The sequence below is a fragment of the Actinophytocola sp. genome, from assembly GCF_009379765.1.
GTDB lineage: Bacteria > Actinomycetota > Actinomycetes > Mycobacteriales > Pseudonocardiaceae > Actinophytocola.
This window is the reverse complement of the sequence record NZ_WHTD01000006.1, coordinates 58,393-80,243: the sequence shown is the minus strand read 5'-3', so window position 1 is coordinate 80,243 and position 21,851 is coordinate 58,393. Positions and strand designations below refer to the sequence as shown.

The following is a 21,851-nucleotide window of genomic DNA, read 5'->3' as shown; positions in this document are numbered from 1 at the left end:
TAGTCGATCGGGGCGCCATGTGCTCGACGCTATCTCGCCACGGTTCGTGCACCCACCCGCCACGCCGCTTTGGCAGACTCGGCAGCGTGCAGGACCACGCCTTTCTCACCGGACCGTACCCGCGCGCGTTCGTCCACCGTGGCTGGCACTACGACGACCTCGCGGGGATGGAGAACTCGCTGTCCGCGTTCCGCCGGGCCGTCGACGAGGGCTACCACTACCTGGAGACCGACGTCCGCGCCACGAGCGACGGTGTGGTCGTGGTGCAGCACGACCCCGTCCTGGACCGCACCACAGACGCCAGCGGCGTGGTCGCGCGGCTGCCGTGGTCGGTCGTGCGGGGCGCCAGGATCGGCGGCCGGGAGCCGGTGAGCCGGCTGGAGGAGGTGCTCGAGGAGCTGCCGGACGCGCTGCTGAACATCGACGTGAAGGCCGAGTCGGCGATCCAGCCGCTGGTCGACACGCTGCGCCGGACGAACGCGCTGCACCGGGTGTGCGTGGCGTCGTTCTCCGAGGCGCGGTTGGAGAAGGTCCGCCGGTTCGGCGGCGAGAAGCTGCTGACCGCGATGGGCACCCGGGCGATCGCGAGGCTGTGGGCGTCGGGCCGCCTCCCGCAGTGGGTGCAGCGCAGGCGCGGCCACCAGCGGATCGCGCAGGTCCCGGTGCGGCACGGCCGGCTCACGGTGGTCGACAGGCGGCTGGTCGCGGCCGCGCGCCGGCGTTGCATCGAGGTGCACGTGTGGACCATCGACGAGCCGACCCAGATGAACGAGCTGATCGACCTCGGCGTGGACGGCCTGATGACCGACCGGCCGGCCGTGCTGCGCGACGTCCTGCGCGAGCGGGGGCTCTGGGCGGTCGCCTGATCGGGTAGCCGCGGCCACCGGGGGACACTAGTGTCCCGCGCCATGACGACGATCTACGAGAAGGTCGGCGACGAGCGCGAGGTGCTCCTGCACTACCTCAACAAGATGCGGGCCGCGGTCGTGCGGGTGTCGGAGGGGCTGACCGACGCCGAGCAGCGCGCACCGGGGGTCCCGTCGGGGACGAGCCTGCTCGGGCTGGTGCGGCATCTCACCTATGTCGAGGAGCATTGGTTCCAGCGCGTCTTCCTCGGGTCGGACACCGGCCTGCGGAATGCGTGGACGGTGCCTGACCCGACCACCCGCGCCGAGGTCGTCGCGGCCTACCGGGCGGCGTGCGCCCGGCACGACGAGATCGTCCGCGCCCACGACCTGTCCACGATGTCCGCGACCCCCAACCCGGGTGAGGACGGCCTGGACTCACTGCGTGTGATCGTGGCCCACATGGTCGAGGAGACCGCCCGGCACGCCGGCCACGCCGACATCCTCCGCGAGCTGACCGACGGCGCCACCGGCCTCTGACACGGTCCCGCGGCCTTCACGCCCTGAACGACGCGCTCGAGACGCTCGACGCCCCGAACGCGTCGTTCAGGGCGTCTAGCGCATCGACTCCGCGATCGCCACGGCCTCCTCGCGGGTGAAGTCGCCCTCCACGCGGTAGGTGACGCCGTCCGCCTCCCAGATCAGGGTCTTCGCCGACAGGCGGGCGGACTCCTCGTGGACCGTGCCGGACCGGTCGACGTACAGCACCGGGTGCGGCCGCGGGATCCACACCCCGGCGTTGCCGTCGACTGTCGTGCGGACCACGTCCTCCGCGCCGAGGAACTTCTCGAAGACCGGGGAGATCCGCCCGTCGAGCTCGTCGACCCGGGCGCCTTGCCAGTGCAGCGACACCACCCGCGGCGGGGTGCCGTCGAGCGGGTAGTTGTCGATCACCCGCACGGCCTCGGGCTCGCCGAGCCGCGCGGGCACCTTGATGTCGAACCGGACGGCGGCCCGCGCCTCCTCGAGGGTCACCGCGTGCTCCCCCGGCTGCGTCGCGTCCGACGTCGACGGGCGTACCGGCGGCGGCTCGTAGTGCACCTCCACCCCGCCGATGCGGAAGAAGTCGAGCACCGCGGCGCGCACGGTCGGCGATACGGTCATGGCGACCGCGAGCGCGACCAGCAGCGCGACCGCGGCGGCGACCAGCTTGGGCAGCAGGCGCGGCGCGGAGGCGGGCTCGTCGAGCCGGTCCAGCACCGCCGCGGCCAGGCCGGACGGCGGCGACGGGACGTCGAGTCTGGTGCCGAGCTCGCGCAGGGCGGCCTCGATGTCACGAGCGATGTCGTCGTCAGTCACGGGCCACCTCCTCCACGAGCTTGGCCGGCAGCGTCCGGCGCAGCTTCACGATCGCCCGGGACAGCCGGGACTTGACCGAGCCGCGCGGCCAGGCGAGCACCTCCGCGGTCTCGGCCTCGGAAAGGTCGAGGAAGTACCGGCAGGTCAGCACCTGGCGGTCGCGATAGGACATCGCGTCGACCGCGGCCAGCACCCGAGCCCGCGCGTCCGCGGCGACGGCCTCCCGCTCCGGCTCGACCGGCTCGACGTCCGGCTCGGCCAGCCGCAGCTCGAGCGTCCGGCGCCGGCGCACGCCGCGGTGCAGGTTGTTGGTCTCGTTGGCGACGATCCGCAGCAGCCACGGCCGGAAGGGCGCCCCGGCCCGGAAGGACCCGAGCCCGCGGTATGCCTTCACGAACGCCTCCTGCACGACGTCCTCGGCGTCGTCCCCGGCGCCGAGCAGGTAGGCGGTCCGGTGTGCGAGCGCGGCGTAGCGCGCGACCAGGAGCGCGTAGGCGTCCCGGTCACCCGCGCGGGCCCGTGCCACCGCGTCGTCGTCGGCTGTCTGGTCGTCCGTGGGCGTCCTCCTCGACCAACCCTGATACACCGGCCGGCCCGCCGGGGTTCCGCCCAGTACACGCGAGATCGGCGCGGAACCGGCGCGGGCGCGGCGGTGTAGTCATGGCATGAAGAGAATCCTGGTGGTGCTGGGCACCGTACTGGCCAGCGGGCTGCTGGCCACGTCGACCGCGCAGGCCGGCAACTGGGAGGAGACGTTGCTGGACCCGCCGCCGGCGATGATCGAGCAGGGCGTGACCTACACGTTCGGCTACTGGATCCTCCAGCACGGCTCGTACCCGTACATGGGCGGCGACCTCGGGCCGACCGCGCTACTCGCGACCGACGAGAAGGGCGAGGAGGTCGAGTTCACCGGGACGCCGAGCATGACGAAGGGCCACTACTCGACGGAGGTCCTGTTCCCGCACGACGGCACGTGGACGATCAGCTCGAAGCACGACATCCTCATGCCCGACGCCCTCGTCGCGACGGTCACCGTGCCGGGCGGCGTGGAGATCGCGCCGAGCGACATGCAGAAGCGCGCGCCCTACGACTGGGGCGTGATCCAGCCGTCGTTCCCGCCCACCGCACCGGACGCGAGCATGGCCGGCCCGGGGGCGGCACCCACCTCGGAGAGCGTGGCGCCACAGGTGGCGCCCCGCAGCAACGACGCCGCGATCGACGAGCCCGGCTCGTCGCTGCCGGTCGGCCTCGTGATCCTGGGCGGCGTCGCGACGGTGGGCTTCGCCGTCTGGCTGGGCCGCCGGTACGTCCGCTCGAACAAGGCGACGTGACGCGGCGCGTCCTCGTACCGCTGCCGGCGATGATCGAGCCCGGCGTGACCTACACGTTCGGCTAGTGGGTCCTCCAGCACGGCTCGTACCCCTACCAGCCCGCCGACCCCGGCTCGACCGCCCCGCAGCTGACCAGTGGCGAGGGCCTCTCCATCGCGTTCCCCGGCCGGCCGATGTCGTCGGAGGGCCACTACGCGGCCGAGGTCACGCTCCCGTTCGAGGACACCTGGACGGTGTCGGCCACCCAGGGTGTCCTCGGGGCGGACATGTCGGTCGCGACGATCACCGTGCCCGGGGGCGTGGTGATCACACCGAGCGAGCTGGCGTATCGGACCCCGTGGGAGTGGGGCGAGCACGCGCCGTCGTTCCCGCCAAGCGCACCGGATGCGACACGCGTGCCGCCGGTCGGGCACCACGAGAGAATGACCGAGCCGACGGGCCTCGCGGTCCCGGTCGAGTCGACGCCGCGGACGGGCCGGCCGCCAACCTGCCCGTTGGCCTGGTCGTGCTGGGCGGCGCGGCGACGATCGGCTTCGCGGTGTGGCTCGGGCGTCGGTACGCCCGAGCCAACCGCTGACCCGGCCGCTCAGCGCGGCGGCTTCCCCTTCCACGCCGCCTCCCAGGTCTTCGGGCCGAGCAGCCCGGAGTCCTTGATGCCGTTGGCCCGTTGCAGCGCCAGGACCGCCGCGCGGGTCTCGGCGTAGTAGCAGCCGGTGCCCTCGAAGTCGTAGCCGTACTTGTTCATCCGCAGCTGCCAGGTCCGCAGTGCCGGGGCGCAGTCGCCGTAGGCGTACACCCGGCCCGGCCATGCCGGCATCCCGGACGGCGGCACCGGGGCGGGCGCGCCGCCGCCGCCGATGTAGGCGGCCTCGGCCCGGGTCGGCACCCGCTTGCTCCGCGCGTCGCCGTCCGCCCGCAGGCCGAGCTTGCGGGCGCAGACCCACGGCTGCCAACCGCGCATCCGGTAGAGGTAGAGCGCCCGGAAGTCCTGCTCGGCGGGGCTCGCCCGGTGCGGGTAGCCGCTGCCGCCGACGCTGCGCCACGTCGGCAGGTCGAACTGGTAAGCGCCGTAGTAGCCGCCGTGCGACGCGACGATGTCGTAGCGGCCGCTGGCCTCGCACATCCGCAGCTTCGCCCACGCGCTCGACGGCGGGTCGGCGGCGGCCGTCCCGGCCATGGCGAGCTGAACACCGGCGGAGACCAGCACAGTGGCCATGAGAGTTAGGACAAATCCGACGAAGACACGCCTACCGCTCATGCATCGGACGGTAAGCGACAGTCACAGAAGTCACAACCGCAACTTTCAACACACAAGCATCACACGTCACTCATACGCGGCCCGGTAGCGACACGCTGAACATTTCCCGGCTGGTAGAGCACCGTTTGGCATCAGGTCACGGGAGTCGATCATCCTCGGCCGGCCGACAGATAAGGTCCCGCGTGCCAGCCCGCAGATGGAGGATCGATGAGTGTCGTGGACGACAGCCCCGAGACGGTGGGCAGCGCGCCCGACCGGCGCCGTGAGCAGCGCGGATGGGTCTGGTACGACTGGGCCAACTCGGTGTTCCCGACCTCGGTCATCACCGTGTTCGGCGCTCTCTACCTCACGTCGGTGGCCGGCGACGCCGCCCTCGCGGACAAGGCGACCAACGGGCCCAACCCGTGCCCCTCGGACGGCGACGGCGGCACGAACAAGCTCCTCGACTGCCAGATCGACGTGTTCGGCCTGCACTTCCAGGCCGGCACGCTGTGGGGCTACCTGCTGGCCGTCGCCACGGTCGTCCAGGTGCTGATCGTGCCGCTGATGGGCGCGATCGCCGACCGGACGCAGAACAAGAAGCGGATGCTCGCCGTGTCCGCGTTCGGCGGCGCGGCGGCGACCGCGCTGATGTCGCTGGTGGCCGGGACGAACTGGCAGCTCGGCGTGATCCTGTTCATCCTCGGCAACATCGGCTACGGCACGTCGGTGGTGATCTACTACTCGTTCATCCCGGAGATCGCGACCGCCGACGAGCGCGACGGCCTCTCGACCAAGGGCTGGGCGTTCGGCTACCTCGGCAGCGGGACCGCGCTCCTGCTGCAGCTCGCCATCTACCTCGCACACGACTCGCTCGGGCTCTCCGAGGGCAACGCCGCGCAGATCGCGTTCCTCATGTCGGGCATCTGGTGGGCGGCGTTCACGCTGATCCCGTTGCGGCGCCTGAAGAACCACCAGCGCCCGCATGGCGGCGAGCACGGCGCCGGGGTGCTGAGGGGTGGCTTCCGCGAGCTCGGCAACACGATCAAGCTCGCCCGCGCCTACCCACTGACGCTCGCGTTCCTCGGCACCTACCTGATCTACACCGACGGCATCGCGACGGTCGCCAACGTGTCCGCGCAGTACGGCAGCGAGGAGCTGAACTTCGAGGACACGGTGCTGATCTCGACGATCCTCATCGTGCAGTTCGTGGCGTTCTTCGGCGGCGTGCTGCACGGCCTCGTCGCCCGCAGGCTCGGCGCCAAGAGGACGATCATGATCAGCCTGTCCGTGTGGCTGGTCGTGATCGGCGCCGCATATTTCGTGCAGGCCGGCCAGGCGCTGCAGTTCTACCTCCTCGCGGCCGGCATCGGCCTGGTGCTGGGTGGGACCAACGCGCTGTCCCGGTCGCTGTTCAGCCAGATGGTGCCGCCGGGCAAGGAGGCGCAGTACTTCTCGATCTACGAGATCGGCGAGCGGGCGACGTCGTGGATGGGTCCGCTGCTGTTCGCCGCGGTCGCGGGCGCGACCGGCTCGTACCGGCCGGCGATCATCTCGCTGGTGGTGTTCTTCGCGGTCGGCCTGGTGCTGATGTTCTTCGTGCCGGTCCGCAGGGCCATCCGCGCGGTCGGCAACCCGGAGCCCGCCGTCCTGTAGCCGGTCCTGTCGATAGGCTGCCGGTCCGTGGAGCCGATCCCGCCGAACCTCGACTACCCGACCGTCACCGACCCGACCGACGCGCTGTCCGCGGTGCCCGCCGCGGGGTCGCGCCGAGCCGTGCCGGTGATCGGGCACCTGCGGTTCTACTACGGGCCGATGGACTGCGGGAAGTCGACGCTGGCGCTGCAGGTCGACCACAACCACGCACGACAGGGTCGCAAGGGGCTGCTGCTGGTGCACCTGGACCGGTCCGGCAAGCCGCAGATCTCGAGCCGGATCGGCATCACGCGCACCGCGATCGAGGTGCACGCCGGGATCGACCTGCGCGACCTCGTGCGGGAGCGGTGGGCCGCCGGCAGCCGGGTCGACTACCTGATCGTCGACGAGGCCCAGTTCCTCACCCCCCAGCAGGTCGACCAGCTGGCCGAGCTCGCCGACGACGTGCAGGTCGACGTGTACTGCTTCGGCATCGCGACGGACTTCCGCAGCGAGCTGTTCCCGGGGTCGCGCCGGCTGTTCGAGCTGGCCGACGAGCTGGAGCCGGTGCAGGTCGACGTGCTGTGCTGGTGCGGGCTGCCGGCGCGGTTCAACGCGCGGGTCGTGGACGGCGCGGTGATGCGGGCCGGCGACACCGTACTCGTAGCGGATACGACAGACACGGAACGTGCGTTGTCCGAATCCGCGAGGGCGACTACGGTCCGTTACCAGGTTTTATGCCGCCGACACTTCCGGTTGGGCGATCTCGGCCCCAATGTGGCCGCGAAGGGACAACTCAGTCTGGCCTGACGGCCATCAGGCGCAGCCTCATCCCCCACATGGGCGATGATTGCGACCAAACCTGAGACAGCTGCGTCACGAACACGTTTAAGCGCCCTCTCAACGGTGGAAGCTTAAGTTGTGGGGCTGACGCAGGTCACCCAGAGCAACCACGTGTGGCAGGTGGGAACGAATCGACCCACACCAGCGTTGCTCTTGGTGAGCACGACCCTGGCTCCAGCGGGAGCCGAACGAAAGGATGTCACGATGGCCGACCGTGTACTCCGTGGAAGCCGACTTGGCGCGGTCAGCTACGAGACAGATCGTAACCACGATCTCGCACCACGCCGCACCATCCGCTACGCGTGTCCCAAGGACCACGAGTTCGAGGTCCCCTTCTCGGACGACGCCGACGTCCCGGCGATGTGGGAGTGCCGCCTCCATGGCACCGCCTCGAAGCTGATCGACGGCACCGAGCCGGAGGCCAAGAAGGTCAAGCCCCCGCGCACCCACTGGGACATGCTGCTGGAGCGCCGTTCCATCCCCGAGCTGGAGGACCTGCTGGCCGAGCGCCTGCAGGAGCTGAAGGTCCGTCGCAGCCGATCCGCGTAAGCCCTCCCGCGGCTTACCCACGCCGAATGCCACACCAGGGACCAGCCCGTCCCGGTGTGGCATTCGGCGTCAGGCGTCCTTGAGCTCCACCCGGATCGCGCGCATCGGGACCGTGTCGATGTTCTCCACCGAGTGCGGGCCCTGGGGGCCGTACCAGGTGGCGGTCAGCTCCACGGGCGGCGGTAGCGGGTCCGGCGACTCGAAGATCACCTCGTCGCCGATGCGGTAACGGATCCTGGCCGGCCGGTCGGTCATCATCACGCTCGGCAGGCGGTGCGTGTGCTCCGGCTCGCGCGAGCCGGGCTGGACCTCGATCTCCAGCACCCGCACATGCTCGTTCTCGAACACCACCCGGTGCGACTTCGGTGCGACCACCACCGAGTCGAGCTCCGCACCCCAACGCCATTCCCCGATGACGTCGTGCGTCACGCGGATCGCCGGGTGAACAGCGACCTCAGCTGGTTGCCCCGGCGGCGCAGGCCCCACTTCGTCACCCGGATCAGCGCCTCGCGGATGACGTCGCCGGTCATCTTCGACACGCCGTGCTCCCGCTCGGTGAACGTGATCGGCACCTCGACGACCGTGAACCCTGCCTCGATCGTGCGCCAGCCGAGGTCGATCTGGAAGCAGTAGCCCTGCGAGGCCACGTTGTCGATCCGGATCTTCTCCAGCGCCGCCCGCCGGTACGCGCGGTAGCCCGCCGTGATGTCCTTGATCTTCGCGCCGAGCGCCAGCCGCGAGTACAGGTTGGCGCCCCGGGAGAAGAACTCCCGCCGTGCCGGCCAGTTGACCACCTTGCCGCCCGGCACGTACCGCGAGCCGATCGCGAGGTCGGCGTCGGTCAGCGCGTCCAGGATCCGGGGCAGGTCCTCCGGCGCGTGCGAGCCGTCGGCGTCCATCTCGACCAGCACGGCGTAGTCCCGGTCCAGCCCCCACCGGAACCCGGCGACGTAGGCGGCCCCGAGGCCGTTCTTCTCCGTGCGGTGCATGACGTGCACCCGCTCGTCGTCCTTGGCCAGCTCATCGGCTATCTCGCCGGTGCCGTCCGGGCTGCCGTCGTCGACGACGAGGACGTGCGCCTTCGGCAGCGTCGCATGCAGCCGGGTCACGATCGGCTCGAGGTTGTCCCGCTCGTTGTAGGTCGGGACAACCACCAGCACCGGCTCGAGCTGGTCTGCCATACGTCGTTCTCCTCCTCGCCGGCGCGGGCGCGCCGCAACTTTGTCAGGCTTTGCTCGACCGCCTGCGCCGCCGCACGGTGATCGCGAAGGCGAACGCACCCAGCCCGGCGATCGTCATGACCCACTCCGGGCTCGGACCGAGTCGATCTGACAGCGTAGTCGTAGACCGCAGCGGGACCCGTTGGACCAGGGCCGCGTCGACGAAGAGCCCGGTCTGCTGGGTGACCGAGCCGTCCGGCATGACGAACGCGCTGACCCCGCTCGTGGCCGCGACGGCCACGGTCCGGCCGTGCTCGACGGCCCGCACCCGGTCCATCGCGAGCTGCTGGTAGGTCATCTCGGTGTAGCCGAACGTGGCGTTGTTCGTCGGCACCGCGAGGAGGTTCGACCCCTTCACCGACTCCCGCACGACGCCGTCGAAGGCCACCTCGTAGCACGTCGCGAGGCCCACCCGGGCGTTCGCCATGTCGAAGAGGGTCGCCTCGGTGCCCGGCACGAACTGGCCGGCCCGGTCCACCGTGGAGGTGAACAGCCGGAAGAACGGCCGCCACGGCATCGTCTCGCCGAACGGCTGCAGCTGGCGTTTCGTGTACTGGTTGACCGGCCCCTTCGCCGGGTTCCACAGCAGCATCGTGTTGCGCGGCAGGCCGTCGTCGCCCACCAGCACGGAGCCGACGGCGATCGGTGCCTTGACGGCCTGGGCAGCGCGGACGATGCCGGCCCACGCGTCGGGGTTGCGGTACGGGTCGATGTCCGAGGAGTTCTCCGGCCAGATCACGAGGTCGGGCTGGTCGAGCCGGCCGGCCGCGACGTCGTCGGCGAGCTTCTCGGTGCGCGCGACGTGGTTGTCGAGCACGGCCCGGCGCTGGGCGTTGAAGTCGAGGCCCGCACGCGGCACGTTGCCCTGCACGACCGCGACCGTCGCCTCGCCGTCGTTGGCGTCCGTGCCGACCAGCGGCAGCGAGCCGAACGCGGCGGCGATCGGCAGCAGCGTCGCGAGCACGGGCGCGAGCAGTTGACGCACCCCGAGCTCGCGACTGACGAGCCGCTGGGCCAGCGCGGCGAGGCCGAACCCGGTCAGCGTGACGGCGAACCCGATGAGCGGGACGCCGGCGACCGTGGCGAGCGGCAGGTAGACGCCCTCGGGCTGGGTGAACGCGACGTTGCCCCACGGGAAGCCGCCGAACGGGAAGATCGCGCGCAGCGCCTCGCCGGCCACCCACAGGAGGGCGGCCCACAGCGGCCACACCGGCAGCACGCCGACCACCGCGATCGCGGCGCCGACCAGGCCGACCAGCAGCGCCTCGGCGAGGGCCAGCGGCAGCCACGCGACGACGCCGACGTACTCGCCCGTCCACGCGAGCAGCGGGACCAGGTACCCGAGGCCGAAGCACAGTGCGTAACCGAAGCCCGCGCGGGCGCGGCGCCCGTGGATCAGCCAGGCGAGGACGGCGAACGCGATCGGCGCGAACCACCAGAGCGTGCGCGGCGGCCCACTGAGATAGAGCAGCACCCCCGCGGCGGCGGCGATGAGCACCCTGACCAGGACATGCCAGCGCGGCGGGTGTTCGTCCGGTTTGTCGGACGCTGCCGGCGACTCCTGCGACACAGCGGGTGCGACCACCCGGCCAGCGTACGGCGTGGCCGTGTTCACTCCCCGTGGGCGTCCGTCATTCGCAACCCACGGGTTGCGCTTTTGTAGCTCGATGTGCAACCCTTCGGTAGCACGTTGAGTTGAGGAGGAGATCCGACATGACCATTCCTTCGCAGATCGAGCGGGAGATTCTCATCGACGCGCCGGTGACCGAGGTGTGGGCCGCGGTGACCGAGGCGTCGCACATCGGCACGTGGTTCGGCAACGCCGGCGCGACCATCGACCTGCGCCCGGGCGGCGCGATGACCTGCACCTGGCGCAACGGTGAGGCCGTCGACACGGTCCACGGGGTGGTGGAGAAGGTCGACGAGCCGCACCTGTTCTCCTACCGCTGGGCGCGCCCGGGTGTCGAGCCCACGCCCGGCAACACGACCCTGGTGGAGTTCACCCTGCACCCGGACGGTGCCGGGACCCGGTTGCGGGTCGTGGAGAGCGGCTTCGCCGAGCTGGACCGCACGGAGTCCGAGCGCGCCGACCACATCGCCGAGAACACCGACGGCTGGCGCATGGAGCTGGACGAGCTGCGCGCGTACCTGACGTCGCGATGACCGCACTGGCCGGCGACGACGCGGTCACCGTGGTGCTGGTGGCCCTCGCCGACCCGACCCGCCGCCTGCTGCTGGACGAGCTGGCCGCCCGCGGCGAGGCGACCGCGACCGTGCTGGCCGCGCGCCTGCCGGTGTCGCGGCAGGCGATCGTGAAGCACCTGGCGGTGCTGGACCGGGCGGGCCTGGTGGAGGGCCACAAGCAGGGCCGGGAGATGCGCTACACGGTCCGCCCGGAGCCGCTGGGCGCGGCGGCCCGCTGGATGTCCGCGGTGGCGGTGCGGTGGGACGCCCGCCTGGCCGCGATCAAGCGCATAGCCGAGCGATGACCCTCGGCCGGCGGCGGCCGGTCCGCGGCCGCGTACAGCCGAGCGGTAAACCGGCGGCCGTCCGACCTCCGGGCCCGCGTAGCCGAGCGATGACCGCCGCCGCGAGGCCTCCCGGCCCGCGGCGGTTGACCTCCGGCCCCCGGAATCCAGCGTACTGGCGGGCACCGACGAAACAGGCGCCAGTGGACAACGTCCTGTGGACAGGCCGAAACCGTCGGTTCCCGCCGGTAGCGTGGAAAGCGGGGGGCCCCCGCGGGTTCGGCGTTGTCCACAGCGGGCGGTCCGCGGCCGGCGGTCCGCGGCGGGCGGTTCTGTCGGTGCGCCTCCGTAGAATCGATACCGGGGGCCGGAGGCCGGCGGTACATTCGGCAGCTCAGCGGGCGAGCGTGGCGGGTGGAGCCCATGACCGCGACCGAGCAAGGCCGGCAGGCGTTCCTCGACGGTGCCTGGGCGCAGGCCTACCAAGCCCCTGTCCGACGACCAACGCACGCTCGACGCCGACGATCTCGAGCGGCTCGCCACCGCCGCGCATCTCGTCGGGCGGGACTGCGTCGAGTTCTGGACCCGGGCCTACCGGGCACACAGCGCGCCGGAAAGCGTCGCCCGCTGCGCCTTCTGGCTCGCGTTCGTGCTCCTCGACCGGGGCGAGGTCGCGCTCGGCAGCGGCTGGCTCGGCGGGCGGCCAAGGCGATCGAGGACGAGCCGGAGTGCGTGGTCCGCGGGTACCTGCTCCTGCCGGACGCGCGGCAGCACGTGCTCGACGGCGATCACGGCACCGGCATGGAGCGGGCCGAGCACGCCGCCGCCATCGGTCACCGGTTCGACGACCCGGACCTGGTCGCGCTGGCCCGGCACATCCAGGCCCGCGCGCTCATCCGGCTCGGCCGGCCGCACGAGGGCATCGCGCTGCTCGACGAGCTCCATGCCGGTGCCGTGGTCGCCGTCACGGCCGGCGAGGTGTCCGCCATCGTCGCCGGGGACATCTACTGCGGCGTCATCGAAGCCTGCCAGGAGACCTTCGACCTGCGCCGCGCCCGAGTGGACCACCGCGCTCACCCGCTGGTGCGACGCCCAGCCCGACGTCGCCCGCTACGCCGGCCACTGCCAGGTCCACCGCTCCGAGATCATGCGGCTCCACGGCTCCTGGCCCGAGGCCCTCGACGCCGCCAGGCGCGCGACCCAGCGGTTCGGGTCGAACCACCCCGCGGCCGGCGCGGCCTGCTACCAGGTCGCCGAGCTGCACCGGCTCACCGGCGAGCTGACCAAGGCCGAGGAGCACTACCCCGCCAGGCCAACCGCTGGGGCCGCCACCCCCAACCCGGCCTCGCGCTGCTGCGGCTCGCCCAGGACGACCCGACCACCGCGCACACCTCCATCCACCGCGCGCTCGAGGACGCGGACGACCAGGCGACCCGGTGCCGCCTCCTCCCCGCCTATGTCGAGATCGCGATCGCCGCCGGCGATCCGCGAGGCGCCCGCGACGCGGCCGACGAGCTCGCACAGCACGCGGACGCACTCGGCGCGCCGCTGCTCCACGCCGCCGCCCGGCACGCCACCGGCGCCGTCCTCCTGGCCGAGGGCCACGCCCGCGACGCGGCCACGGAGCTGCGCCGGGCCTGGGCGCGGTGGCAGGACCTCGACATCCCCTACGAGGCCGCCCGCGCGCGCGTCCTCCTCGGCCGCGCGTGCGCCGCGCTCGGCGACGAGGACACCGCCCGCATGGAACGCGACGCCGCCGACTGGGTCCTGCGGCAGCTGGGCGCGAGGCAGCCCGGCAAGGGCGCCCTGACCGCACGGGAGACCCAGGTACTGCGGCACGTCGCCGCCGGGCGGACCAACAAGGCGATCGCCGCCGAGCTGTTCCTGAGCGAGAAGACGGTCGCCCGCCACGTCAGCAACATCTTCGCCAAGCTCGGCGTCTCCACGAGGTCGGCGGCCACCGCGTGGGCCTACGAGCAACACCTCGTCTAGACAGAACCACCCACGGGCCGAACTACACGATTCTCCCGACGCGCCAACGACTCCCCGCACCTAACGTCGCAAGGCATGAACATCGACACGCTGGTGATCGGCGCCGGGCAGGCCGGCCTCGCGACGAGCTACTGGCTGACCCGGGCCGGCATCGAGCACCTCGTCGTCGACCGGCGCGACCGGCTCGGCGGCAGCTGGCCGGACCGCTGGGACAGCTTCCACCTCGTCGCGCCCAACTTCACGATCCTGCTGCCCGGCAAGCCCTACCGCGGCCAGGCCCCGGACGCCTTCATGCCCCGCGACGACATCGCCCGGTACGTCGCCGACTACGCCGGGGACATCGCCGCGCCCGTCCGGCTCAACACGGCGGTCCGCCGGCTCGGCGCCGCGAACGGCCACCTGGAGGCCCACACGGACGGCGGGACCATCGAGGCCCGCAACGTCGTCCTCGCCACCGGTCCGTACCCGCGCCCCAAGATCCCGGCGCACCGGCTGGCGAAGCACATCCACCGGCTCCACACGCAGGACTACCGCAGGCCGGAGGACCTACCGGACGGCGGCGTGCTCGTTGTCGGCACCGGCCAGTCGGGCGGGCAGCTCGCCGAGGAGCTCCACCTCGCCGGCCGCGACGTCCACGTCGCCGTCTCGGTGTGCCCCAAGGCACCCCGCCGGTACCGCGGCCGCGACATCGTCTGGTGGCTGCTCCAGACCTTCCTGAACGGCGCCGAGGTCGGCGTCCCGTTCCCCACCGTCGCCGACCTCCCGACGCCGGCCGCCCGCTTCGCCTGCGACCCGCTCATCTCCGGCACCGGCGGCGGCCACGACATCGACCTGCGCGGCCTCGCCCGCGCCGGGGTGAAGCTCTACGGCCACCTCGACGAGGCCCACGGCACCACGGTGCGGTTCTCCGCAGACCTCGACGAGCGGCTCACCCAGGTGGACACAGGGTTCGACCAGGAGCTCAAGCCACTCTTCGACGCCTACATCGCCGCGGCGAAGATCGACGCGCCGCCGGACGACCGCCCGCCGCCGGACAGCTGGACACCGCCGACGAGGACCGAGCTGGACCTCGACGAGGAAGGCATCACCACGGTCCTCTGGGCCACCGGCTACCAGCTCGACTTCGGCTGGCTGGACCTGCCCGTGCTCGACGAGTGGGGCTACCCGCGCCACCAGCGCGGCGTCACCGGGCACCCCGGCCTCTACGCCATCGGCCTGCGCTGGCTGCACTCCGAGCCGTCCTCGGTCCTGGCCGGCGTGGGCGCGGACGCGGAGCACGTCGTTCGGCACATAGTGGACATTCGACGAACGTAGGGTGGACTGGGGGTTTCGCTCATGTGACGTGCGGTCATACTCAGCCGCACGATCACGGAGGGGAGCCTCGATGCGCCTACGTCTCAAGCCGGGGGACAACCGGTTCTTCGACCTGTTCAGCGTGGCCGGCACGAACATCGTCTCGGCCGTCACCGTGCTGCGGGAGTTCGCGTCGGCGCCGACCGAGCAACGCGCGGACCTGGCCAAACGCATGCACGACGCCGAACACGCCGGCGACGACGCGACGCACGCGATCATCGACCAGCTCGACCGCTCGTTCATCACGCCGTTCGACCGGGAGGACATCTACCGGCTCGCGGTCCGGCTCGACGACGTGATCGACTTCATGGACGCCGCCGTCGACCTCGCCGCGCTCTACAACCCGGAGGCGCTGCCCGACGGCGTGCGCGCGCAGGTGGAACTGCTCGACCAGATGGCCCGGCTGACCGCCGCCGCCATGCCGCGGCTGTCGACACTGCACAACCTCACCGACTACTGGGTCAAGATCAACGAGCTGGAGAACGACGCCGACCAGGTCTACCGGCGGCTGCTGTCGTGGCTGTTCAGCGGCGAGCTCGACGCGCTGACGGTGATGAAGCTCAAGGAGATCATCGACCAGCTCGAGTCGGCGGCCGACGCGTTCGAGCACGTCGCCGACGTCGTGCACAGCATCGCGGTGAAAGAGTCCTGACGCGTGGAGCTCGTCGGGCTCGTCCTCATCATCGTTCTCGTCACGGCATTCGACTTCACCAACGGGTTCCACGACGCCGCCAACGCGGTCGCGAGCGCGGTGTCCACCCGGGCGCTGTCGCTGCGCGGCGCGCTGGCCCTGGCCGCCGTGATGAACCTGGTCGGCGCGCTCGCCGGCACCGGTGTGGCGATCACCGTGGCGAAGGGCGTCATCGCGACCCCGCACACCACCGGCGGCCTGATGGTGGTCGGCGCGGCGCTGATCGGCGCGATCGTGTGGAACATCACCACGTGGTACTTCGGGCTGCCCTCGTCGTCCTCGCACGCGCTCATCGGCGGGCTGGTCGGCGCGGCCCTCGCGTCCGCGACCCAGGTGCAGTGGACGGGCGTGGTCACCAAGGTGGCGATCCCGATGGTGCTGTCCCCGCTCGTCGGCCTGGCGCTCGGCTACCTGGTGATGATCTGTCTGATGTGGGCGTTCCGGCGAGCCAACGCGCACAAGGCCGGCCGGCTGCTGCGCCGCGCGCAGATCGTGTCGGCGTCGAGCCTGGCGCTGGGCCACGGCCTGCAGGACGCGCAGAAGAGCATGGGCGTGATCGTGCTCGCGCTCGTGGTCACCGGGCGTCAGGACGACTACACCGTGCCGTTCTGGGTGATCGTGCTGTGCGCCACCGCGCTCGCGGCCGGCACCTGGTCCGGTGGGCTGCGGATCATGCGCACGCTCGGCAGGCGGATCTTCCACCTCACCCCCGCGCACGGCTTCGCGGCGGAGATCTCGGCGTCGTCGGTGTTGTACCTGACCGCGTTCGTGTTCGCCGCGCCGGTGTCCACGACGCATGTGGTGACCTCGGCCGTGATGGGCGTCGGCGCGACCCGGCGCCGGTCGGCCGTGCGCTGGTCGGTGGCCGGCGACATCGCGATCGGCTGGGTGCTCACCGCACCCGCGGCCGCGACCCTGGCCGCGCTCGCCTACGGCGTGATCTCGCTGTTCTAGCAACAACCCGGCTTGATCAAGTCGCCCGGCCGCCCCGCGTGGCCCGGCATGCCCTGAACGACGCGCTCGGGGCATTGAACGTCCCCGGCGACGCGTTCAGGGCATCGGGTCGGCACCCGGCGCCACCAGGCCCGACTCGTAGGCGACCATCACCGCCTGCGCCCGGTCGCACAGCGCGAGCTTGCCGAGGATCCGGCCGATGTGCGTCCTCACCGTCTGCTCGGCGACCACGAGCCGCGCGGCGATCTCCTTGTTCGACAGGCCGCGCGCGATGAGCACGAGCACCTCGCGCTCGCGCGGGGTGGGGCCGTCGAGCCTGGGCGGCGTGCCGATCACGCTCGGCTGGCGGGCGAAGTGCGCGATCAGCCGGCTGGTGACGGTCGGCGCGAGCAGTGCCTCACCCGCGGCGACCACCCGGACCGCGGACACGAGCTCGTCGGGCGTCGCGTCCTTGAGCAGGAAGCCGCTGGCACCGGTCGCGCTCCTCGCCGAACTCGCCACGATCGTCGACCCCCGTGCCCGACGTGCTGAATCGCTGCTCGCCGCAGGGAAGGTCGACCTTGATGAACTGGTCGACATCGCGCTCTACGCCGACGACACGGCCGAGATCGACCGCCTCAACGGTCTGGTCGGTCTCGGTATCCCGGCGCGGCAGGATGTCCATGCCGCGGTCGAGCAGATCCGGACCGCTCTCGAGCGGCAGGCCGGTGCGAGCACTCAGGCAGCGGAGACGGCCGAGAGCGCTGGGCGACTGCTGGCCGAGGCCCTGAGCCTGCACCAACATGCCGGCGACCGAGCATGCCCGGTGTGCGGTGCGGGAAACCTCGACACTGCCTGGCGGCGACGCGCGGAGCGAGATCTCGACCAGATGCACGCTCTGGCGCGGAACATCCGCGAGGCGCGTGCCGACGTCACGACCACACGGGAGCGGTTGTTGTCCCTGGTGGGTGCCTTGCCGGCTGTTCTTCGCGAGAACACGGGTGATTCGACCGTCACGACCCTCGCGGAAGCTTGGCAGGCGTGGACCGATCTCCGACCGATGTCGCCGACTGAGCTCGTCTCGGCCGGTGTGTCCGCCCACGTCGAGCTCTCGAAGGCACTCGATCACGCCCGCGACTCGGCCACGACGAGGCTCAAGGAGCTCGACCAGCTCTGGCAGCCGGTCGCCGTGCGCCTGATGGGCTGGCACGACGCCGCGGACGTCTTGTACGCCGAGTCCGAGCTGCTCAGCCTACTCAAGAAGGCCGAAGCCTGGTTGAAGCAGTCCACAGCGAGCCTGCGGGACGATCGCATGGCGCCGATCGGCGACGAGGCCCAGCGCATCTGGGAGAGCATGCGCCAGCACAGTGACGTGTCCCTGGAAAGTGTGAAGCTCGCGGGGGCGAGCACGCGCCGGCGGGTAAGCCTCAGAGCCGTGATCGGCAGCACGGAGACCGCGGCGTTCAGCGTGATGAGCCAGGGTGAGCTGCACACGCTGGGCCTGTCGCTGTTCCTCCCCCGCGCCACGATGGACGCGAGCCCGTTCCGGTTCGTCGTCATCGATGATCCGGTGCAGGCGATGGACCCGGGCAAGGTCTCCGGGCTGGCCGACGTGCTGGCACGCATCGCGACGACCCGGCAGGTGATCGTCTTCAGCCACGACGACCGGCTCGCCGAGGCCGTGCGCCGCCTTCCGGACCCACCCACCATGTGGGAGGTCCAACGCCGCCGCCAGTCGGCCGTGCACGTGGTGCGCTCCATGGATCCGATAGACCGCTATCTGGACGACGCCCGCGCACTGGCGAACACCAGTGAGATGCCGCGCGACATCCGCGGCGAGCTGGTGGCCAACTGCTGCCGGGGCGCGCTCGAGGCGGCGGCGCACCGCAAGTACCGAACAGCCCATCTGCGGCGCGGCGAGTCACTTGCCGATGTCGAGTCGGTGTTGTCGGCCGCCCCCACGACCCACGCGGTGCTGAGCCTGGCGGTGTTCGACGCAACGGGGCACGAAGGCGAGTTGTATCGCCGCCTGAGCGCCGACCTCGATCACCGAGCCGTCGGGGCACTCAAGGCGTGCAAGGTCGGTGCACACGTCGGCCTAGACGAGGATCTTCGTCCCTTCATCCGGAACATCGAGCGTCTCACGCATTGGGTCGCGCGATGACGGATGCTGTCGAGCTGCGGCTCCAGTTCGCGGAGCGGTTCATGTCGGCTGGCACACCGAGCTGGGCGCGTTGGGCCACGTGGCTACGGCTGGCTCGCGACCTGGTGCGGCAGCTCGAAGGTCCGATTACGTCCCGGACCTAAGCCAGGCCCTCGGAGGCGAGGAGGCGGCGGACCACCTTGCCGGTGGCGTTGCGTGGCAGCCGGTCAACGAAGATCACGTCGCGCGGCACCGCGAAGCGGGGCAGGTGCGCGTGGACGTAGTCGCGGACCATGTCGGCGCTCAGCAGCGCGCCGTGGCGGAGCGCGACGTACGCGGCGAAGCGCTGGCCGTACTCGCGGTCCGGCACGCCGACGACCGCCGCGTCCAGCACCTGCGGCAGGGTGAGCAGCAGCTCCTCCACCGGGCGCGGGAAGACGTTCTCGCCGCCGGAGATGATCATGTCGTCGTCCCGGCCGGAGACGAACAGGCGGCCGTCCGCGTCCAGGTAGCCCCGGTCGCCCGTCACCATCATGTCGTCGTACAGACGGTTGCTCCCGCCGCCCGTGTAGCCCTCGAACAGCATGTCGTTCCCGACACAGATCTGGCCCACCACCCCCGGCGGCACGGGCTTGCCCCGCGCGTCCAGGATGCCGACGCGGGTGCCGACCGGGCAGCGGCCGGCCGTGGTCGGCGCCGCGCGCAGGTCGATCGGGTCGGCGATGCTCGCCCACGACACCTCGGTCGAGCCGTACAGGTTGTAGAGCACGTCGCCGAACTCGTCCATGAACCCCGTCACGAACACCTCCGACATCGGCGACCCGCTGCTCGCCACCACCCGCAGCGACGACGTGTCGTAGTTGCGGATCACCTGCCGCGGCAGGTCCATGATGCGTTGCAGCATCACCGGCACCGCGAACATCGACGTGCACCCGTGCTCCTCGATCAACCGCAGCGCAGACTCCGCGTCGAACCGGCGCTGCAGCACCAGCTTCGCGTGCAGCGGCATGCCGAGCTGCATCGCCGCCAGGCCCCACGTGTGGAACAGCGGCGCCGCGACCAGCATCCGCTCCCCCGCCCGCAGCGGGATCCGCGAGAGCACGGCCGCCGCGGTGCGCAGGCCGTGCGGGTTGCGCCGGCGCGCACCCTTGGGGTTGCTGGTGGTCCCGGACGTCAACACGATGATCTTGCCGGCCGACGTCGGCGGCTTCACCTTCTCCGGCGACCCGTGCTCGATCAGCCCGTCGAGCGTCGGCTCGCCGCCCGCCCACGTGCTGATCCGCGGAAGTGCCGGTGGCAGCTCGTACATCAGCGGGAAGAACTCCTCGTCCGCCAGCACCGCCACCGGCCGGTGCGCCTCCACCGCGTCGCTGACCTGCGCCGCGGACAGGCCCGTGTTCAGCAGCAACACCGTGACGCCGAGCTTTCCGCACGCGATCATCGCCTCGACGAGCCCGCCGTGGTTGCGGCACATCAACGCCACCCGCCGGCCCTGCCGGACGCCGTACTTGTACAGCCCGTTCGCCAACCGGTCGGTACGAGTCTCGACATCGCCGAACGTCAACGCGCCCAGCTCGTCCGCGATCGCGTCCTCCCGCGGCACCCGCGCGGCCGCCGCGCTGTACCCGCCCGCCATCGTCGCGCCCCACTTGGCCAGCGCGGTCAGCTGCTTCGCCACCCGGTCCGGGCGGCCGGGTGAGATCACCCCCGCCTTGGTGAGGATCCGCGCCACGACCAGCTGCGACTGCCCCTTCGCGGTCTGGTCCAGACCGCCCCGGGACACAGTGTTCGCCCGGCCGGCCAGATGGTCGTCGACCAGCTCGATCGCCCGGCGGGCCCGCTTACGCAGCCACGACGCGTGCAGCGATGTGCTGTCCGGCAACGAGATCGCGAGGTGCAGCTCGGTCCGCCTCCGGTCGACCGCGGTCAGCCGGATCGCGACGTGCCCGCCCGGCCAGCGGTCGCTCACCAGCACCAGGTGCTCCGGCGGCCGGTGCACGAGAACCTCGACGTCGTGGCGCGCCACCGGTCCCTGGTCGACGCTGAATCTGACCTCGTACTGGGTGCCGACACCGGCCTCGGCGTGGCCGGTCCGGTGTGACCAGGCGATCTCGCGGACGAACCGAGGGTACGACTCGAGGTCGTTCAGCACGGTCCACAGCCGGTTCTGCGGGTGGTCGAGCACTTTGACCACTTCGACGAGGTCTGTCGACAACGAAGGTCCTCCGTTCGCGCGGGCGAACGCCCCGAAGCTAGATTTACTAGCAGTGTGCTCCATTCGGAGCAAGACCCTACTCCCGATATATGGACCCTAGGAAACCTTGCGTACCAACATCTCCGTGTCAACGGTCGGATTGCTCGGCAGGGGCTCCCGCTGTCCGGTCGGCTCGAACCCGTTGCGGACGAACAACCGACGGGCCGCCTCGTTCCCGTCCGCGACCCGCAGTTCAACCCGTGACCAGCCGTTCTCCCGCGCCCAGTCAACGACTTCTGTGACAAGCGCATCGCCGATGCCTCGCCCGCGATGGCCCGGGCTGATCCACATCGCGATCAGCAGCACGGCGTCGGCGCCGTCCGGCACGACCCCGCCCGCGCACCCGACGGTCTCGACGCCGAGCCTCGCCACCACCGTTACGCGGTCCGACGAGCTCAGCCGCCCACGCCAGTCCGCTTCGGTGAACCGCTGTTCACGCCTGAGCAACGAGCCGAAGGCCTCGGGGGGCCTGCGCGAGCGACGCGAGGCGGACCTCACGCCAGGTCTGCCAGTCGTCGGGCCCCAGCCGACGCGCCGTGATCATGCTCAGCCGGGCAGTCGGGTTACGGCCGCGCGCCAGTCCGCTTCGGGTAAGGAAAGGACGGGGCCGGTGGGGTTCTTGGAATCCCGCACGGCGACGCTCACCTGCCCGAACGCCACCTCGACACAATCACTGTTGCCACCGCTGCTGAAGCTGCTCTTCCTCCACACGGTCGTGGCCATGCCGCTGATCGCTCCCTCGGTCGAGCTCATTTGCCAGTGCGGCAATGAACTCCCGGGATTGTCCCTCATCCAGCGCAAGGTCCGCGACGGTGGGAATCAGCTCGCCGTAGGTCGCAACGAACTCCTGATCCTCCAGAAAGAGCCCGCCAACTGTGGTGTCCAGGTAGACCAGCGGCTGGTGCTCGGCGTACCGGAGCACCCGGAACGGTCCGCCGAAGACTCCCGCCGCTCCTGCAGAGGAGGGCACGATCCGGATCACCACAGTGGGCAGGCCG

The 21,851-nt window shown here is 71.2% G+C and carries 23 protein-coding genes and 1 pseudogene; 13 read left to right on the top strand and 11 right to left on the bottom strand.

The genetic code is table 11. The annotated features are described in order from the left end of the window. Positions 1-86: 86 nt before the first annotated feature. Entirely contained in the window at positions 87-866 is a 780-nt protein-coding gene (locus GEV28_RS03145) for a glycerophosphodiester phosphodiesterase family protein (RefSeq protein WP_291408367.1), read from the top strand. Positions 867-908: 42 nt separating this feature from the next. Continuing rightward, complete coding sequence (locus GEV28_RS03140; RefSeq protein WP_291408365.1) at positions 909-1,385, top strand: DinB family protein; 477 nt, start codon at positions 909-911, stop codon at positions 1,383-1,385. A 75-nt stretch (positions 1,386-1,460) separates the two neighbouring features. Here GEV28_RS03140 and GEV28_RS03135 read toward each other — a convergent pair whose 3' ends face one another. Both GEV28_RS03135 and GEV28_RS03130 read right to left on the bottom strand, forming a co-directional pair. Continuing rightward, on the bottom strand, positions 1,461-2,204 hold the full coding sequence (locus GEV28_RS03135; protein ID WP_291408363.1) for a hypothetical protein: 744 nt from the start codon (positions 2,202-2,204) through the stop codon (positions 1,461-1,463). After that, positions 2,197-2,730, bottom strand: coding sequence for an RNA polymerase sigma factor (locus GEV28_RS03130; protein WP_291408361.1), 534 nt, complete (start codon positions 2,728-2,730; stop codon positions 2,197-2,199). Before GEV28_RS03130 ends, GEV28_RS03135 begins: the two co-directional genes overlap by 8 nt. A gap of 139 nt (positions 2,731-2,869) precedes the next feature. Between GEV28_RS03130 and GEV28_RS03125 the strand changes: the two genes are divergently transcribed. Continuing rightward, entirely contained in the window at positions 2,870-3,535 is a 666-nt protein-coding gene (locus GEV28_RS03125; protein ID WP_291408359.1) for a hypothetical protein, read from the top strand. Positions 3,536-4,121: 586 nt separating this feature from the next. Here the strand turns inward: GEV28_RS03125 and GEV28_RS03120 are convergent. After that, complete coding sequence (locus tag GEV28_RS03120) at positions 4,122-4,751, bottom strand: transglycosylase family protein (protein WP_291408358.1); 630 nt, start codon at positions 4,749-4,751, stop codon at positions 4,122-4,124. Positions 4,752-5,000: 249 nt separating this feature from the next. Here GEV28_RS03120 and GEV28_RS03115 point away from each other — a divergent pair, with 249 nt between their 5' ends. The 3 genes from GEV28_RS03115 to GEV28_RS03105 all read left to right on the top strand — a co-directional run bounded on the left by GEV28_RS03115 (position 5,001) and on the right by GEV28_RS03105 (position 7,799). Beyond that, positions 5,001-6,428: an MFS transporter gene (locus tag GEV28_RS03115; RefSeq protein ID WP_291408356.1), complete on the top strand. Its 1,428-nt coding sequence runs from the start codon at positions 5,001-5,003 to the stop codon at positions 6,426-6,428. A gap of 27 nt (positions 6,429-6,455) precedes the next feature. After that, the gene (locus GEV28_RS03110; RefSeq protein ID WP_291408353.1) at positions 6,456-7,217 is read left to right on the top strand and encodes a thymidine kinase; all 762 of its coding nucleotides are present in this window, start codon (positions 6,456-6,458) and stop codon (positions 7,215-7,217) included. Positions 7,218-7,454: 237 nt separating this feature from the next. Further along, entirely contained in the window at positions 7,455-7,799 is a 345-nt protein-coding gene (locus GEV28_RS03105) for an RNA polymerase-binding protein RbpA (RefSeq protein WP_291408351.1), read from the top strand. Positions 7,800-7,868: 69 nt separating this feature from the next. On the opposite strand, the gene GEV28_RS03100 is transcribed toward GEV28_RS03105, so the two are convergent. From GEV28_RS03100 to lnt, 3 genes are read right to left on the bottom strand one after another with little or no spacing between them, the layout of a single operon-like run. Beyond that, on the bottom strand, positions 7,869-8,228 hold the full coding sequence (locus GEV28_RS03100) for a hypothetical protein (protein WP_291408349.1): 360 nt from the start codon (positions 8,226-8,228) through the stop codon (positions 7,869-7,871). After that, positions 8,225-8,980 carry a polyprenol monophosphomannose synthase gene (locus tag GEV28_RS03095; protein WP_291408347.1) on the bottom strand — a complete coding sequence of 252 codons (756 nt, stop codon included), beginning with the start codon at positions 8,978-8,980 and terminating at the stop codon, positions 8,225-8,227. Before GEV28_RS03095 ends, GEV28_RS03100 begins: the two co-directional genes overlap by 4 nt. A 43-nt stretch (positions 8,981-9,023) precedes the next feature. Further along, the gene (gene lnt / locus GEV28_RS03090) at positions 9,024-10,604 is read right to left on the bottom strand and encodes an apolipoprotein N-acyltransferase (RefSeq protein ID WP_291408345.1); all 1,581 of its coding nucleotides are present in this window, start codon (positions 10,602-10,604) and stop codon (positions 9,024-9,026) included. A 128-nt stretch (positions 10,605-10,732) separates the two neighbouring features. On the opposite strand from lnt, the gene GEV28_RS03085 reads away from it, so the two are divergent. The 6 genes from GEV28_RS03085 to GEV28_RS03060 all read left to right on the top strand — a co-directional run bounded on the left by GEV28_RS03085 (position 10,733) and on the right by GEV28_RS03060 (position 16,477). Further along, positions 10,733-11,182 (top strand): SRPBCC domain-containing protein, encoded by a 450-nt coding sequence (locus tag GEV28_RS03085; protein ID WP_291408343.1) that lies wholly within the window; start codon positions 10,733-10,735, stop codon positions 11,180-11,182. After that, on the top strand, positions 11,179-11,508 hold the full coding sequence (locus GEV28_RS03080; protein ID WP_291408341.1) for a helix-turn-helix transcriptional regulator: 330 nt from the start codon (positions 11,179-11,181) through the stop codon (positions 11,506-11,508). The genes GEV28_RS03085 and GEV28_RS03080 overlap by 4 nt, the downstream gene beginning before the upstream one ends. Positions 11,509-12,219: 711 nt before the next feature. Further along, positions 12,220-13,479 carry a LuxR family transcriptional regulator gene (locus GEV28_RS03075; RefSeq protein WP_291408339.1) on the top strand — a complete coding sequence of 420 codons (1,260 nt, stop codon included), beginning with the start codon at positions 12,220-12,222 and terminating at the stop codon, positions 13,477-13,479. A 75-nt stretch (positions 13,480-13,554) separates the two neighbouring features. After that, positions 13,555-14,793, top strand: a complete 1,239-nt coding sequence (locus tag GEV28_RS03070) for an NAD(P)/FAD-dependent oxidoreductase (RefSeq protein WP_291408337.1) — start codon at positions 13,555-13,557, stop codon at positions 14,791-14,793. A gap of 70 nt (positions 14,794-14,863) precedes the next feature. Further along, positions 14,864-15,484, top strand: a complete 621-nt coding sequence (locus GEV28_RS03065) for a DUF47 domain-containing protein (protein ID WP_291408336.1) — start codon at positions 14,864-14,866, stop codon at positions 15,482-15,484. Positions 15,485-15,487: 3 nt separating this feature from the next. Continuing rightward, positions 15,488-16,477 (top strand): inorganic phosphate transporter, encoded by a 990-nt coding sequence (locus GEV28_RS03060; RefSeq protein ID WP_291408334.1) that lies wholly within the window; start codon positions 15,488-15,490, stop codon positions 16,475-16,477. 96 nt (positions 16,478-16,573) lie between these two features. Here GEV28_RS03060 and GEV28_RS03055 read toward each other — a convergent pair. Further along, positions 16,574-16,969 (bottom strand): annotated as a pseudogene (locus GEV28_RS03055) (DNA-binding response regulator); the annotation flags it as partial. Between GEV28_RS03055 and GEV28_RS03050 the strand changes: the two are divergent. Continuing rightward, entirely contained in the window at positions 16,929-18,620 is a 1,692-nt protein-coding gene (locus GEV28_RS03050) for a hypothetical protein (RefSeq protein WP_291408332.1), read from the top strand. The pseudogene GEV28_RS03055 and the gene GEV28_RS03050 sit on opposite strands and share 41 nt — an antisense overlap. 139 nt (positions 18,621-18,759) lie before the next feature. Here the strand turns inward: GEV28_RS03050 and GEV28_RS03045 are convergent, their stop codons facing one another. The 4 genes from GEV28_RS03045 to GEV28_RS03030 form a co-directional block, all read right to left on the bottom strand. Further along, the gene (locus tag GEV28_RS03045; protein ID WP_291408330.1) at positions 18,760-20,814 is read right to left on the bottom strand and encodes an AMP-binding protein; all 2,055 of its coding nucleotides are present in this window, start codon (positions 20,812-20,814) and stop codon (positions 18,760-18,762) included. Positions 20,815-20,910: 96 nt separating this feature from the next. Then, positions 20,911-21,225, bottom strand: coding sequence for an N-acetyltransferase (locus GEV28_RS03040; protein WP_291408329.1), 315 nt, complete (start codon positions 21,223-21,225; stop codon positions 20,911-20,913). Positions 21,226-21,399: 174 nt separating this feature from the next. Beyond that, on the bottom strand, positions 21,400-21,576 hold the full coding sequence (locus GEV28_RS03035; RefSeq protein ID WP_291408327.1) for a DUF397 domain-containing protein: 177 nt from the start codon (positions 21,574-21,576) through the stop codon (positions 21,400-21,402). Continuing rightward, positions 21,524-21,847: a Scr1 family TA system antitoxin-like transcriptional regulator gene (locus tag GEV28_RS03030; protein ID WP_291408397.1), complete on the bottom strand. Its 324-nt coding sequence runs from the start codon at positions 21,845-21,847 to the stop codon at positions 21,524-21,526. Before GEV28_RS03030 ends, GEV28_RS03035 begins: the two co-directional genes overlap by 53 nt. Positions 21,848-21,851: the final 4 nt, after the last annotated feature.

What these genes read in the sequence shown, in the direction of transcription:
- GEV28_RS03140 (WP_291408365.1), top strand. Translation starts at nt 909, where the DNA reads ATGACGACGATCTACGAGAAGGTCGGCGACGAGCGCGAGGTGCTCCTG.
- GEV28_RS03125 (WP_291408359.1), top strand. Translation starts at nt 2,870, where the DNA reads ATGAAGAGAATCCTGGTGGTGCTGGGCACCGTACTGGCCAGCGGGCTG.
- GEV28_RS03120 (WP_291408358.1), bottom strand. Translation starts at nt 4,751, where the DNA reads ATGGCCACTGTGCTGGTCTCCGCCGGTGTTCAGCTCGCCATGGCCGGG.
- GEV28_RS03115 (WP_291408356.1), top strand. Translation starts at nt 5,001, where the DNA reads ATGAGTGTCGTGGACGACAGCCCCGAGACGGTGGGCAGCGCGCCCGAC.
- GEV28_RS03105 (WP_291408351.1), top strand. Translation starts at nt 7,455, where the DNA reads ATGGCCGACCGTGTACTCCGTGGAAGCCGACTTGGCGCGGTCAGCTAC.
- GEV28_RS03095 (WP_291408347.1), bottom strand. Translation starts at nt 8,980, where the DNA reads ATGGCAGACCAGCTCGAGCCGGTGCTGGTGGTTGTCCCGACCTACAAC.
- GEV28_RS03085 (WP_291408343.1), top strand. Translation starts at nt 10,733, where the DNA reads ATGACCATTCCTTCGCAGATCGAGCGGGAGATTCTCATCGACGCGCCG.
- GEV28_RS03080 (WP_291408341.1), top strand. Translation starts at nt 11,179, where the DNA reads ATGACCGCACTGGCCGGCGACGACGCGGTCACCGTGGTGCTGGTGGCC.
- GEV28_RS03070 (WP_291408337.1), top strand. Translation starts at nt 13,555, where the DNA reads ATGAACATCGACACGCTGGTGATCGGCGCCGGGCAGGCCGGCCTCGCG.
- GEV28_RS03065 (WP_291408336.1), top strand. Translation starts at nt 14,864, where the DNA reads ATGCGCCTACGTCTCAAGCCGGGGGACAACCGGTTCTTCGACCTGTTC.
- GEV28_RS03035 (WP_291408327.1), bottom strand. Translation starts at nt 21,576, where the DNA reads ATGGCCACGACCGTGTGGAGGAAGAGCAGCTTCAGCAGCGGTGGCAAC.